The organism is Oceanirhabdus sp. W0125-5 (assembly GCF_027938815.1).
GTDB lineage: Bacteria > Bacillota > Clostridia > Clostridiales > Clostridiaceae > Oceanirhabdus.
The window spans coordinates 1,447,148-1,462,536 of the sequence record NZ_CP115913.1 but is presented as its reverse complement, the minus strand read 5'-3'; the positions used below and the strand labels follow the sequence as shown (position 1 = coordinate 1,462,536).

Genomic DNA, 15,389 nt, shown 5'->3' with positions numbered 1-15,389 from the left:
AAAATAATTTCAAAAAAAAAAAAAGAAAGCACTTAATTTAATCAAGTGCTTTCTTATGGCAGGGGTAGAAGGAATCGAACCCTCAATGATGGTTTTGGAGACCACTGTTATACCGTTTAACTATACCCCTAAGGACAAGAATTAGTATAACATGAAATCACTATGGATGCAACATCTTTTTTATATTGCGAAAAATTCATAAGATTCTCACTATGATTCACAAATTATTAATTAGTATTGTGACTTCAATAATTCAATTGTTTATATAATTTTATTACACTTATTTCCTACATTAGTGGCTATATATTTTATTGGATAATATATTACGATATGATAATATAAACTATATTATTAATTTTTATTTTTTGAGGTGTTTTATGAATTATAATTTTGAAGAAGTTCTTAATAGTATGTCTCTTGCATTGGATCTAGCAGAGATGAGTACTTTTGATGATAATGAGATTTTTGATAATGAAACAAATATACAATATACTACAGAAAGTTTTCTTGATCACTCAAAAAAGACAACCTATATTGCATTAGAATTATGTAAAGAATTAGGCTTAAGTAACTATTTGATAGAAGATATTTATTTAGCTTCTTTAATACATGATATAGGTGCCATCGAGGCATTAGAAAAAAGTCACGCCAATAAAGAATTCATTTTAGGACACTGTATAACAGGGTCTAATCTTTTAAGAAATAAGATTTTTAATAACATTTCAGATATTATTAGAAGTCACCATGAGAACTGGAATGGTTCTGGCCCTTTAAAACTTAAAGGTAATTCTATTCCTATTGGTAGTCAAATCATACGAATAGCTGATGTATTAGCTATTAAATTTATTACTAATTCTCAACAAATATTTAACCGAGATGTGATTATTTCCTGGGTCAAATCAAAAAAAGATATAATTTTTTCTAGTATAATAACAGATGCATTTTTAAAGCTAGCTTCAACTGACTCTTTTTGGTTAAACTTATGCAACATCGTTAAAATTCCTAGTTTGATGAGAAATATATCACCAAAAATAAAACGAACTCTTACCTTGGATGAGATTGAAATCATAGCATATATTTTCTCTCAAATAGTAGACAAGAAAAGTCCTTTTACAGCTCAACATTCTAGAGAGATAGCTGATCTTTCTTATATGGTTGCAAAACATGTTGGTTTTGATGAGAATAAGTGCCAAAAGATGAAACTAGCAGGATTATTTCACGATATAGGAAAACTTGCAATTCCATCAAAAATCCTAAATAAAAATGGTGCTTTATCAGAGTCTGAGTTTAATATAGTGAAATCTCATGCTTACTATACTAATTTAATTTTATCTCCTATAACTGGTTTGGATGATGTAAGAGAGTGGGCTACTAATCATCATGAAAAACTTAATGGCACAGGATATCCTAATAAATTTAATGACAAACATCTTAGTTTAGAATCACGAATATTAGCTGTGTGTGATATTTATCAAGCATTAACTGAAGATAGACCATATCGTGAAGGTTTATCTCAAGAAAAGGCATTTGATATTTTAAATAAAATGGCGAGTGATAATTTAATTTGCATAAAAGCGGTTAAACTATTACATGAAGCTTTATTTCCTTTTTAATGCTTTTAGTGTAAAATATATTGGAGGTGAAAAGATGAAGTTATTAGTTAATTCTGTAGAACAAACATTTGATATTGGTAAACAAATTGGTGAAAAAGTTTCACCTGGAGATATTATTTGCCTTGAAGGTGATTTAGGTACTGGAAAAACTCATTTAACAAAAGGTATCGCATCTGGTTTAGGCATAGATGAACATATTACAAGTCCAACTTTCAATATAGTAAATGAATATAATGAAGGAAGACTAAAATTCTATCATTTTGATGTTTATAGAGTATATGATCCTGACGAAATTGCTGCTATAGGCTTCGATGAATATATATTTAGTAATGGTGTTAGTGTTATTGAGTGGGCAAATTACATAGATGAATTGATACCACCTTCAGCCCTATACATAAAACTTTCTAAAGATCTTGCAAAAGGAGAAAATTACAGAGAGATTGAATTTCAATACTCTGATGCAAGATATGATTATATAAAGGAGATTACCCTATGAAGATTTTAAGCATAGACACATCTACTCAATGTGCATCATGTGCATTAATAGATGATACTCGTTTATTAGGTGAGATAACTTTTAATTATAAAAAACAACATTCAGTAATTATGATGAATATAATACATAACCTTCTTTCTAACTGTGGTTCAACTTTACAGGATATTGATGGTTTTGTAGTTTCTAAAGGACCAGGTTCTTTTACAGGTCTTAGAATTGGAATGTCCACTGTAAAAGGTTTAAGTCATGGTTCTAATAAACCCTTTGTTAGTATTTCAACATTAGATTCACTTGCCTTTAATCTTTCTCATAGTACTGGTATAGTATGTTCAATAATTGATGCTTTAAGAGATAATGTATATTATGGTATTTACAGATTTGATTCTGAAGGTAAAATGGTCAAACTAGAAGATGTGTCAAGATCCTCTCTAGATAATCTTCTAGAAAAACTTAAATCTCATGAAGAATCAGTAACCTTTATCGGTGATTGTACTGATAAATTTAAAGATAGAATCCTTAATGCTAGTTCAAACTTTGTTATTGCTTCATACAATAATAATATAGTCAGAGCCTCTTCTTTAGCATTTATCGGACGTGAACTTTTAGAAAGAGGAGAGTATGATAATTTGTATGATAGTGCGCCTATATACTTGGTAAAGTCTCAGGCTGAAAGAGAATACGAGGAAAAAATGCGCGCTTCACGCACTTAGTTGAGAACGGAAAGTTGAAAATTGAAAACGAAGGATGCTTCTCACTTACATGAGAATCTACATTTTATTGTTATTTAGACAATAAGAGTTTACTTATTTTATCTTTGATAAAATATTGTATTTAATCAGTAAAATAATATGTTTTTGACACCAGAGAAAAAGATATTGTAATATTTCTTTTTCTCTTAATTTATTTAAACTAAAATCCTATATCCTTGTTATTTTTTCATGTGAATGTATTATTTTAAAAAGCAAAATTTCTATAATAATCAAAGTTGGAGTGAAAATTTATGAATGAAATCATTGTTTCGGAAATGAAGCTAGAACATATTGATGAAGTATACAATATTTTTATTAATAGCCTTAAAGTTAAGTGGTCTATTGAAGATTTAAAAAAAGAATTAGAAAATAAACTTGCACGATATTTTGTAGCCCTTCAAAATGAGAAAGTACTTGGCTTTGGAGGAATGTGGGTTATTTTTGATGAAGCACATATAACCAATGTAGCAGTACATCCAGACCACAGACGCAGCGGTATAGGCAACTTAATATTTAAAGATATGTATAAATTTTGTGCTGATAATAATATTATTGGTATTACCCTAGAAGTAAGAGAAAATAACCTCACTGCTCAGAACTTTTATAAGAATTTAGGTTTCTCAGTTGAAGGCAGACGTAAGAAATATTATCAGGATACTGGGGAAGATGCTATTATTATGTGGAACCGCTCTCTTTAGAAGCGTAGTGGACAGTTGACAGTTGACAACGGACAACGATGGAGGGTTCTGACTTAGGTCAGAACCTTTATTTTATTGTTTATAAAACAAAAGGTTTTTACTCGTTTTCCTTTGAGAAACATTGTATTTTTAATACAATATTTCATCCAAAGATAAAATAAGTAAAAACCTATTGTTTAAATAACTATAAAATGTAGTTTCTGCTCATGGAGCAGAAACATCCTTCGTTGTCCATTGTCCACTGTTAACTGTCAACTTGTTTTATATTTGAACTGCTTTACTCGCTTCTCTTCTCAAAAATACAGCTATTGGCTTATAAACTAAGACAGTAACAAATGATGCAACTATTCCTTTAAGAATATTAAATGGAACTATTGCTAGAAGTATATATCCCCAGAAATTTTTGATTAATGGATTAACTGCACTTCCAACTTGTACAAATGCATCCATATCCCATCCCATTACCTTTGAATATAGGGGCAATAATATATAATAGTTTGTTAATCCACCTACAAAAGCCATAAATAAAGTTCCTGTTACAAGGCCAATAATTGCACCTTTCATTGTTCTATTTCTTTTATATATAAGTGATGCAACTCCTACTAATGATGCACCTACAATAAAGTTAGCAAACTCTCCTACCCATAAAGTGTGTCCCGCCGTAAGTCCGTGTACAATATTTTTTACTAACACAACTAGTATTCCAGCTATTGGACCAAAAGCAAAACCACCAATAAGTGCTGGAACATCACTAATATCAATCTTAAGAAAATCCGGGAAAAACATTGTCAGTGGAATTTCAATATACTGCAATAGCGCCGCCATAGCTGCCAAAATTGATACTTTCATTAAAACACTTAAACTCATTTTTCTCATAAAAAAACCTCCCTGATAAAGTTACCCTTCAAGGGAGAAAAAAAGCCCTGACAAATAAATGTCAGGGCGCTAGCTTCTATTTCTTCTCTCTCTTCTTTCATCCAGACTATAACTGTCGGCTTCGGAATTTAACCGAATCAACCAAAATATTGGCTCGCGGGCTTTACCGCCGGTGGGGAATTACGCCCCGCCCTGAAGAGTATATTTAATTAACTTTATTATACAATAGAATTTTTTAACTTTCAATAAAAAAACAAACAACCAAAGTACATTTTTAAAAGAAATGGAGAATTGATAATGGAGAATGGAGAATGATGGATGTTTCTCACTTACGTGAGAAACTACATTTTATTGTTGTTTAGAACCATAAGGGTTTACTCATTTTATCAGCGATAAAATATTGTAATTAAATACCACGTTTCATTCTAAATGAAACAAGTAAAACCTTTATTGTCCATGGAACAATAAGATTAAAATTTCTCGAAGAGAAATGTCAATCATTCTCCATTCTACATTCACCATTCTCCATTAATTTACGCGTCTTTCATCGTAAGTCCAATTCTCTTCCTCTTATGATCTATTTCCGTTATCTTAACTGTTACAACATCTCCAACCTTAACAATATCTGATGGGTGCTTAACAAACTTGTTTGCTAATTGACTAATATGCACAAGCCCATCAACGTGTACACCAATATCTATAAATGCTCCGAAATCAGCTACATTTCTTACTGTCCCTTGAAGAGTCATTCCTTCTTTAAGATGCTCCATCTCAACAATTCCTGTTTTAAATATTGGTTTAGGTAGTTCTTCCCTTGGATCTCTTCCAGGTTTCTTTAATTCATTAATTATATCTTTTAAAGTCATTTCTCCTAATCCACATTCTTCAGTTAACTTATTCATTCCATATGCTTTAACCTTTTCTTCAATATTACCTAATTTTCCGCTTTTAAGATCTTCAACACTATATTGTAACTTGTCAAGCATCTCCTTAGCACCTTTATAGGATTCTGGATGTACAGCAGTATTATCAAGAGGATCTTTACTTTCTCTAACTCTTAAGAATCCGGCACACTGTTCAAATGCTTTATCTCCTAATCTTTTAACTTTTTTCAGTTCTTTTCTAGATGTAAACTTACCATTTTCTTCTCTATACTTAACTATGTTATTAGCTATAGTAGAATTAACCCCTGATATATAAGCAAGAAGTGACGGTGTAGCTATATTCAAGTCAACCCCTACACTATTAACACTATCCTCAACAACTCCTGTTAATGATTCTTCTAATTTTTTTTGAGTAACATCATGTTGATATTGCCCTACCCCTAAAGACTTAGGATCTATTTTAACAAGTTCAGCCATAGGGTCCATTAATCTTCTAGCAATAGAAATAGCTCCTCTTATAGAAACATCAATATCAGGATATTCTTTTGTTGCTAATTTTGAAGCTGAATATACTGATGCACCAGCCTCTGAAACAATAACATAGTAGATATTTTTTAAATTATTTTCACTAATCATCTGTGATATAAGCTCTTCTGATTCTCTACAAGCTGTTCCATTTCCTAAAGATATAATATCAACATTATGATCTTTACATAGCTTACAAAGCTTACTTTTAGCCTTTTCTTTATCATCATTAGGCATTGTTGCATATAAAGTATCAATTGCTACAACTTTTCCAGTTTCATCTAAAATAGCAATCTTACATCCTGTTCTAAATCCAGGGTCATATCCCAGCACTCTTTTCCCCTTTACTGGTGGCTGCATAAGTAAAGGCTTTAAATTCTTTTTAAATACGTCAATAGCTGAATCCTCAGCCTTTTCAGTTAGTTCAGCTCGTATTTCACGCTCTACAGATGGATAAATTAATCGTTTTAATGAATCCTTGATTGAATTATCAATATGCTCATCTGTTTCTGTATTTCCTTTTAACAACTTGTTTTGCAGATAAGAGATTATTTTCTCAGTTTCTGAGACAATTTTAACCGATAGTACTTTTTCTTTTTCCCCTCTATTAATCGCTAAAACTCTATGTGATGGTATTCCTTTAACCTTCTCAGAATATGAGTAATACATCTCATATATACCTTTCTCATCTTCCCCTTTAGCCGATTTCGAAGTTTCAATTAACCCTTCTCTTCTTAGAAGTTCTCTTATCCACTTTCTATAGATAGCTTCATCTGAAATCATCTCGCTAATAATATCCTCTGCACCTTTAAGCGCAGCTTCTACAGAATCTACTTGAAGCTTCGGATCACTCTGCTCATTTATATTTATAAAACCTTCAGCAAAACTCTTTATATTCCCCTCAAATTTCCCACTTAAAATAGCTTCAGCTAATGGCTTTAAGCCTTTCTCTACAGCTGCAATAGCTCTAGTTCTCTTTTTTTGCTTAAAGGGTCTATATACATCCTCTACTTCTGTTAATGTTTTACACATCATTACACTATTCTTTATTTCTTCTGTCAATTTATCTTGTTCTTCTATGCTTTTGATTACTGCCTCTTTTCTCTCTTCTAAGTTTTTAAGATATTGTAGACGTTCATGAAAATCTCTTAATACCTCATCACTCATTCCACCAGTTCTTTCTTTTCTATAACGCGCAATAAACGGTACAGTATTTCCTTCATCTAACATTTCAATAATATTAGTTATAATTTTGCTATCTATTCTAAATTCATTGATTAGAATATTTATTATCTTTTCCATAAGAACTTACTCCTCCTATTTCTTCTGCCCTCTAAGTAATGCATTTATAAACTCGTCTATATCTCCGTCCATAACCCCATTAATATTCGCAGTTTCAACTCCAGTTCTATGATCCTTAACAAGATTATATGGATGGAACACATAAGATCTTATTTGACTTCCCCATCCAATATCTTTTAATTCTCCTGTTAAATCTTCAATTTTCTCTTTATGAGCTCTTTCTTTTAATTCAACAAGCTTTGCTTTAAGCATCCTCATAGCCACATCTTTATTTGTATGTTGGCTTCTTTCATTCTGACATTGAACAACTAATCCTGTTGGTATATGGGTTATTCTAATCGCTGATTCAGTTTTATTTACATGTTGCCCACCAGCACCACCTGCTCTATAGGTATCTATCTTTAAATCATCACTATTAATATCAATATCTTGATCTTTTGTAAGTTCAGGTAAAACCTCACATGAAGCAAAAGAAGTTTGTCGTTTTCCGTTAGAATTATAAGGAGATATTCTAACCAATCTATGTACACCTTTTTCTGCCTTTAAGTAACCATATGCGTATGCTCCTGTAACCTTAATAGTTACAGCTTTTATACCTGCTTCTGTATCTGGTACATAATCCAATACTTCAATTTTATAATTATGGGATTCACACCATCTGCTATACATTCTATACAGCATTTCAGTCCAATCCTGAGCATCATTTCCACCTGCTCCAGTATGTAATGATAAAATTGCATTATTCTTATCATATTCTCCACTAAGCAATATTTCAACTTTAAATCCCTCAACAATTGCATCTAGCCTTTTAAACTCACTTTTAATTTCACTCAAAGAGGATTCATCATTTTCCTCAATACTCATTTCTATAAGCATAATTAGTTCTTCATGAGCTAATTCCAAATCCTTGAATTTATCTATCCTATCTTTTACTCCTTTAGCCTCCATAGTAATTTCGCTAGCTGCTTGAGCATCATTCCAGAAATCTGGTTCCTGCATTGCCCCCTCTAGTTCTTTAACCCTTAATTCAAGTTTAGCAATGTCAAAGTGAAACCCTCACTTCGTCTATAGATTTACTCATGGCAATTGTTTCATTTAACATTTCTTCAAGTTTAATTACCATATCCATCCCTCCTCATTATTCATTTTCGAAAATACAAATATAACCAATCCAAAGGATTGGTTATATTTTAACTTTTATTTAAGCTCTTCCACAACAATTTTTAAACTTTCTTCCTGATCCACATGTACATTCATCGTTTCTTCCAGGTTTCTTATCCTTCTTAACAGGCTGCTTTTTAACAGTATCATCTTTAGCCGCATTTGTTCCAGTCTCTTTTGCTACTCTCTCTCTTTCTATAGCAGCATTTATTGAAATATGATATAAGTACTTAATAGTATCTACTTTAATATTCCAAATCATTTCATCAAACATATCACTACCTTCAAACTGATAAGCTTGAACTGGATCCTGTTGTCTATATGCTCTTAATCCAATACCTTGTCTTAAATGATCCATATCATCAATATGAGCCATCCACTTAGTATCAACAACCTTAAGCAGAATTACTCTCTCTGCTTCTCTTACTTCATCCTTCAACATTTCTTCAAGTTCTTTATATTTATCTTTTGCAATAGTAATTAGCTTTTCTGTTAATTCTTCCTTAGAAAGCTTTATAGCATCTTCTAATTTAATTGCATCTTTTGGTAAATAAATCTCTTCTAAGAACGCTAATAACTTATGAGTATCATCTTTCAAAGACTCCTCTATACCTGACATATGCTTATTTACAGATTCAGTTACAACCTCTACAATCATATCTTGAATCTGCTCTTGTAAATTCTCACCATCTAGAACTTTACTTCTTTGAGAGTAAATTATCTCTCTTTGCTTATTCATAACATCATCATATTGAAGTACATTTTTTCTCACATCAAAGTTATTTCCTTCAACCTTCTTCTGAGCACCTTCAATAGCTCTAGTAACCATTCCACTATCTATAGGCTCATCTTCTGGCAGCCCTAGTTTATCTACCATATCTTTAAATCTATCAGATGTAAAGATTCTCATAAGATCATCTTCAAGAGATATATAGAATCTTGAATAACCTTCATCTCCTTGACGTCCTGAACGCCCTCTCAATTGGTTATCTATACGTCTTGACTCATGTCTTGCAGTACCAATTACCTTAAGACCACCAAGATCTGTTACACCTTCTCCAAGTTTAATATCAGTACCACGTCCCGCCATGTTTGTAGCGATAGTAACTGCACCTTTTTGTCCAGCAAGTGCTACAATTTCTGCTTCCTGTTCGTGATATTTAGCATTCAGAACTTGATGTTTTATTCCTTTTCTCTTTAACATCTCTGAAATAAGCTCAGAGATTTCTATACTTACAGTACCAACAAGAACTGGTTGACCTTTCTGATGTGTATCTATAACCTCTTTAACTAAAGCATTATATTTACCTCTTTCAGTTTTATATACAAGGTCATTGGCATCTATTCTTGCAATTGGTCTATTTGTCGGAATTACAACAACATCCAACCCATAGATCTCTCTAAATTCCAATTCCTCAGTTACTGCTGTACCAGTCATACCTGACAACTTCTCATACATTCTAAAGTAATTCTGGAATGTTATAGTCGCAAGAGTTTTAGATTCTTTTTCAACCTTAACTCTTTCTTTTGCTTCTATGGCTTGGTGAAGACCGTCACTATATCTTCTACCTTCCATAAGTCTTCCAGTAAAATCATCAACTATTAAAACTTCTCCATCTTTAACAACATAATCTTTTTCTCTTTTCATTAAGAAATGTGCTTTTAATCCTTGAACTACATGATGTTGATAATGCATATTCTCAGGATCAGCATAGTTTTCAAGCTTAAAGAAAGATTCCGCCTTCTTTACACCTGAATCAGTAAGAATAACTGAGTGCGCCTTTTCATCAACCTCATAATCTTCGTTTGTAAGCCCCATAACAAAGAAGTTTGCTATTTTATATAATTCTGTAGATTTTTCACCTTCTCCAGATATAATAAGAGGAGTTCTAGCCTCATCTATAAGAATAGAGTCAACCTCATCCACTATACAGAAATTCAGTTTTCTCTGAACTCTTTCTTCCTTATATATAACCATATTATCTCTTAGATAATCGAAACCAAATTCATTATTTGTTCCATAGGTAACATCACAATTATATTCTGCTCTTCTTTCTGCTTTATCAATTCCATGAACAATACATCCAACAGTTAACCCCAAGAACTCATATATCTTACCATTATTCTCAGCACCAACTTTTGCAAGATAATCGTTAACAGTTATAATGTGAACACCTTCACCTGTAAGCGCGTTCAAGTATGTTGGTAACACAGCAGTTAATGTTTTACCTTCTCCTGTTTTCATCTCGGCTATTCTCCCCTGATGAAGCACAATTCCCCCGATAATCTGAACTCTATATGGTTTTTCTCCAATTATTCTAAAAGCAGCCTCTCTTGCAACAGCAAAAGCCTCTGGAAGAATATCCTCAAGTGTTTCACCTTTTTCTAAACGTGCTCTAAATTCAACCGTTTTTCCCTGCAGTTCTTCATCAGAAAGTTTCTGCATTGTTTCATCTAAACTTTCTATTTTATCAACTAATGGTATTAATTTCTTTATTTGTCTTTCACTATATGTGCCGAATATTTTCTCAAAAAGTTTCATATTATTTCATCCTCACCTATATATTTAATAGAATATCCCTATAATACTTATACTTATAAAATTATAACATTTATTTTATACTCCTTCAACTTTTTAAAGAATCCTTTCAATATATGTAACATAATTAAGACTTATTTAATATTTAATATTTACATAAATAAAAAAGATAAACTAATTAATTATACTAATTTAAATCACTGAAATAATCAATAGAATAAAACAATATTACTTTACCATTATAAATAAAATCAAAAAAAGATTGCCATAGGCAATCTTTTTTATTAAAATTCCGGTTCAATCAACCCATAATTTCCATCTTTTCTTTTATATACAACACTTACTTCCTCTGTTTCTGCATTAAGGAAAACAAAAAAGTTATGTCCTATTAAATCCATTTGAAGAATCGCTTCTTCTGGATCCATTGGCTTAATTGCAAAACGCTTAGTTTTAACTATTCTAGCTTCATCATAGTTTACTTCATTTGGAATCTTTTCATATATCAAAGAACTTCCGTGTAATTTTCTTTCCATTCTTGTTTTTTGCTTTCTGATTTGTCTTTCTAATTTATCTAAAATCAAATCTAATGCTGTATACATATCTTCATTTTTTTCTTCTGCCCTTAAGTAAACACCATTAAACGGAATCATAATTTCAATTGAATGAGTACTTTTTACTACACTCAAAGTCACATGGGCCTCAACCTCTGGCTTAAAATATTTATCTAGCTTCATAAGCTTTTTCTCTATTACTTCATTCAGTGCTTTTGTAACCTTAATGTCTTTTCCTATAATTTTAACTTTCATGACTTCAGCCCCTCTCGGTAATAAATATATTATGGTTTTAAAACCTTTTTCACTTTTTGAAATATTAAAATTTAATTCTTGCTACTTATGTTTAAATATATTTTATAAAATTTACACATAAACTACAAACCTAATATTTCATAATATTCTAAAGATTCTCCCCAAATATCTCAATTATACCAATATATCGATATCACCTTTAGTAATGCACATTAGTATGTAACATGATATTTAATGAATTTTATGGTATAATGGTTTTATCCGGGTCAATATACCTTATATAATATTTGCTGCAGCAATAGTTACTATATCAACTGAACTTGCCCCCTCTTCAATAAGTCTCTTACTACAATAATATGCAGTAGCGCCCGATGTTAAAACGTCATCTATCAATATTATTTTCCTATTTTTAATTTTTTCTTTATTTTTTTTATTTACACTAAAAACATTACTTACATTTTCCCATCTTTCTAATCTACTCAATCCTATTTGATCTAAACACTTTTCTTTTTCCAACAAATTTCCTATATATATTTTTTTATGGAATTGTTTATTAAGACTTTTTACAATTTTCCTAGCCAAAAGTTCACTTTGATTGTAATCTCGCTTTTTAATCACACTTTTATTGCTAGGTACAAAGGTTATTATATCAACCTCTAAATTTTCTTTAATTATTAGATTTGCTAAATCCTTCCCAAAGGCATTAATTGCATTAAAATCATTCTTATACTTCATTCCTTTTATAGCTTCTCTTATATATTTGTTGTAATAATAACAACAATAAGCATTAAACTTAAATCCTCCTTTTTTTATTGTCTTTTTAATGCTATATTTATTATTTTTACAGTTGTCACATAATATATGATTATTATTTGTTTGCTTATTGCATATAATACACATGTCCTCATAGTAAAATAATACACTTAAAAACCCATCAACATAATTTGTTAACTTTTTTCTCATTAAACTAAATAACCCGTTAAAATTAGTATATTTCATTCTTTATTACTCCATATTATGTAAGTTTTTATTTTAAATATGGACCATTTTGTTATTATTATACAAATTGCACTTGTTTTAATTCTTTAAATTTTACTGGATGATAAGAAACCTTTGTGCTTTAGAAAAGAAATGTATAATGGATAATGTAGAATGTATAATGATTGACATTTCTCTCCGAGAAATTGTAATTGTATTGTTCCTTGGACTACAACATTTTACTCGTTTCATCAAGAATGAAACCTTGTATCTAAAATACAATATTTTATCTTTAGATAAAATGAGTTAAAACTACTTGTTCTAAAGACCAATAAAATGTAGTTTTGCGGAGCAAAACATCCATCATTATACATTATCAATTATCCATTATACATTTGTTTTACTGAACTAACGAAGTTAGTTCACAAAGTTTCTCTATCATTCCTTTAACAACAAAAACCCATGTTTATCACATGAGTTTTTATTATTTAAAAAGGTTATATATCAAATATACTTTTAATTCTATAACTTAACGCTGAAAACCTTTCATACGTTTTATCGTTACTTATCATATATTTCATAGCTTTCTCTTCTCCTACAAGAACAACCATTCCTTTTGCCCTTGTGATTCCAGTGTATAACAAATTTTTGTTCATTAACATAGGAGGTCCCATAAACATTGGTATAACTACAACTGGAAATTCACTTCCTTGACTTTTATGTATCGTAACAGCATATGCAAGGGTTAATTCATCTATAAACATATCTTCATACACAACAAGCTTACCATCATCAAACTTCACATGAACATTACCGCTTTCATCAATAAAACTAATATACCCAACATCTCCATTGTATACTCCAAGTCCGCTTTTATTATTTGTTCCATCAAATTTAGTCCATTTTATAGAATAGTTATTTTTAATTTGCATTACCTTATCGCCTACTCTAAATTTCCCCATTCTTACATCAATCTCTTTTTTATCTTTTTCTCTTGGATTTAATATTTCTTGTAGTTGCTCATTAAGATTATCTACACCAAGAACACCCTTCCTCATGGGCGATAATATCTGAATATCTCTAATACTATTCCACTTAGGATTAAATTTAGGTAAACGCTCACTGACTAAACTTATTATTGTATCTAAGGCTTCTGTTCTAGGATTCTTCTTTAAAAAGAAAAAATCTTTATCTTTATTATTTAATTCAGGCATTTCTCCATTATTAATCTTATGAGCATTTAATACGATCATACTTTTCTCAGATTGTCTGAATATGTCCCTTAACCTAACCACATGAATACAATCACTATCAATTAAATCATGCAAAACTCTTCCAGCACCAACAGATGGTAATTGATCAACATCTCCTACAATTATAAGTCTCATACCATATTTAACAGCCTTTAATAAATTATTCATGAGAGTTAAATCTATCATCGAGGCTTCATCCACAATTAACACATCACATTCCAATGGTGATTTCTCATTTCTAGCAAAAGCAAGTTCTTCTTCATCTTCTCCATATCCTAACTCTAATAACCTATGTATAGTTTTTGATTCTCTTCCAGTTGATTCGCTCATTCTCTTAGCCGCTCTACCTGTAGGCGCTGCCATAAAAACTTCCAACCCAAGGTCTTCCATTATATTAGTTATACAATTGATTATTGTTGTTTTACCTGTACCTGGACCACCTGTAATTATTTCTACTCCATTCTCAAAAGCTCCAATAATAGCTTCCTTCTGAGACTCAGCAAAACTTATTCCAGTTTCCTTCTCAAATTCTTCTATCTTTTTAATTAAATCTACATCAAACTTAGGATATGTTCCTGCAATCATATGAACTATTTTTTTTGTAATTCCTAATTCACAATAATAATATGGAATATTGTAAACACATTCTTCCCCTTCAATAACCTCATTCTTTACTTTCTGCTCTAGAACAGCATTATATAATCCATCTTCCACCACATCAGTCTGCACCCCTAGTATTTCTCTACTCTGCTGCAGAAGCATGCTTTTCGGCATATACGTATTTCCATTTAAACAAAATTGATCTATTACATACTTAATACCTGAAGATATTCTAAATGGTGAAGTTTTATCAATCCCCATACTTAAAGCAATCCTATCTGCGGTTTTAAATCCTATTCCCCTAATATCATCAATAAGTTTATAAGGATTCTTTTTTATATTACTTACAGCATCTTTTCCATATACCTTATGTATACGAATACATTGTTTAGGTGATATTCCATATCCCTGAAGCATAACCACCAAATCTTTAATATCTTTACTCTGTTCAAATGATTTTTTAATTATGTCAATTTTTTTCTTCCCTATACCTTCTACTTCTAATAATTTATCAATATCATTTTCAATTATATCTAAAGCTTTATCGCCAAACTTCTTAATAATTCTGTGTGCTGTAACAGGACCAATTCCATTGATAATCCCAGAGGCAAGATATCTCTCTACCCCCTCCTGAGATTTAGGTTTTACTTCTTCCCATTTTTCAACCTTAAACTGTTTACCAAATTTTTTATGTTCAGTCCACACCCCAGCAGCTTTTATCTGCATACCTTCTTTCAAAAAAGGCATTGATCCATTTATAGTTTCTAACCGATTTTCAATTTTAATTTTAGCTACCACATATCCATTACTTTCATTTTCATATATTATAGCTTCTACCATTCCGATTATTTCTTCCATAATTTCACCAACTTCTTCACTAACTTAAATATATTTAATTATACCACAACT

General features: G+C 30.9%; 11 protein-coding genes, 1 tRNA gene and 1 riboswitch. Of the genes, 4 read left to right on the top strand and 8 right to left on the bottom strand.

Annotation, left to right across the window (positions count from 1 at the left end; translation table 11 throughout):
• Positions 1 to 56: 56 nt before the first annotated feature.
• Positions 57 to 130, bottom strand: a tRNA-Trp gene (locus OW730_RS07070).
• Between the two features lie 247 nt (positions 131 to 377).
• Here OW730_RS07070 and OW730_RS07065 point away from each other — a divergent pair.
• From OW730_RS07065 to rimI, 4 genes are all read left to right on the top strand, one after another.
• Complete coding sequence (locus OW730_RS07065) at positions 378 to 1,613, top strand: HD-GYP domain-containing protein (RefSeq protein WP_271228354.1); 1,236 nt, start codon at positions 378 to 380, stop codon at positions 1,611 to 1,613.
• Positions 1,614 to 1,647: 34 nt separating this feature from the next.
• Positions 1,648 to 2,109: a tRNA (adenosine(37)-N6)-threonylcarbamoyltransferase complex ATPase subunit type 1 TsaE gene (tsaE, locus tag OW730_RS07060; RefSeq protein ID WP_271228353.1), complete on the top strand. Its 462-nt coding sequence runs from the start codon at positions 1,648 to 1,650 to the stop codon at positions 2,107 to 2,109.
• Complete coding sequence (gene tsaB / locus OW730_RS07055; protein ID WP_271228352.1) at positions 2,106 to 2,819, top strand: tRNA (adenosine(37)-N6)-threonylcarbamoyltransferase complex dimerization subunit type 1 TsaB; 714 nt, start codon at positions 2,106 to 2,108, stop codon at positions 2,817 to 2,819. Before tsaE ends, tsaB begins: the two co-directional genes overlap by 4 nt.
• 290 nt (positions 2,820 to 3,109) lie before the next feature.
• Positions 3,110 to 3,556 carry a ribosomal protein S18-alanine N-acetyltransferase gene (rimI, locus tag OW730_RS07050; RefSeq protein ID WP_271228351.1) on the top strand — a complete coding sequence of 149 codons (447 nt, stop codon included), beginning with the start codon at positions 3,110 to 3,112 and terminating at the stop codon, positions 3,554 to 3,556.
• 261 nt (positions 3,557 to 3,817) lie between these two features.
• Here rimI and OW730_RS07045 read toward each other — a convergent pair whose 3' ends face one another.
• The 7 genes from OW730_RS07045 to recD2 form a co-directional block, all read right to left on the bottom strand.
• Positions 3,818 to 4,432, bottom strand: coding sequence for an ECF transporter S component (locus OW730_RS07045; protein ID WP_271228350.1), 615 nt, complete (start codon positions 4,430 to 4,432; stop codon positions 3,818 to 3,820).
• 85 nt (positions 4,433 to 4,517) lie between these two features.
• Positions 4,518 to 4,636: riboswitch (FMN riboswitch) on the bottom strand.
• Between the two features lie 329 nt (positions 4,637 to 4,965).
• On the bottom strand, positions 4,966 to 7,143 hold the full coding sequence (locus tag OW730_RS07040) for a Tex family protein (RefSeq protein WP_271228349.1): 2,178 nt from the start codon (positions 7,141 to 7,143) through the stop codon (positions 4,966 to 4,968).
• Positions 7,144 to 7,158: 15 nt separating this feature from the next.
• Positions 7,159 to 8,266, bottom strand: a protein-coding gene (prfB, locus tag OW730_RS07035; protein WP_271228348.1) for a peptide chain release factor 2 whose coding sequence is annotated in 2 segments (ribosomal slippage) — positions 7,159 to 8,187 and positions 8,189 to 8,266 — 1,107 coding nt in all. Because the reading frame shifts where the segments join, the coding sequence is not laid out codon by codon here.
• A gap of 78 nt (positions 8,267 to 8,344) precedes the next feature.
• Positions 8,345 to 10,846: a preprotein translocase subunit SecA gene (secA, locus tag OW730_RS07030; RefSeq protein WP_271228347.1), complete on the bottom strand. Its 2,502-nt coding sequence runs from the start codon at positions 10,844 to 10,846 to the stop codon at positions 8,345 to 8,347.
• Between the two features lie 281 nt (positions 10,847 to 11,127).
• Positions 11,128 to 11,649: a ribosome hibernation-promoting factor, HPF/YfiA family gene (gene hpf / locus OW730_RS07025; RefSeq protein WP_271228346.1), complete on the bottom strand. Its 522-nt coding sequence runs from the start codon at positions 11,647 to 11,649 to the stop codon at positions 11,128 to 11,130.
• 276 nt (positions 11,650 to 11,925) lie between these two features.
• Positions 11,926 to 12,648 carry a ComF family protein gene (locus OW730_RS07020; protein WP_271228345.1) on the bottom strand — a complete coding sequence of 241 codons (723 nt, stop codon included), beginning with the start codon at positions 12,646 to 12,648 and terminating at the stop codon, positions 11,926 to 11,928.
• Positions 12,649 to 13,124: 476 nt separating this feature from the next.
• Positions 13,125 to 15,338 (bottom strand): SF1B family DNA helicase RecD2, encoded by a 2,214-nt coding sequence (recD2, locus tag OW730_RS07015; RefSeq protein ID WP_271228344.1) that lies wholly within the window; start codon positions 15,336 to 15,338, stop codon positions 13,125 to 13,127.
• Between the last annotated feature and the right edge of the window lie 51 nt (positions 15,339 to 15,389).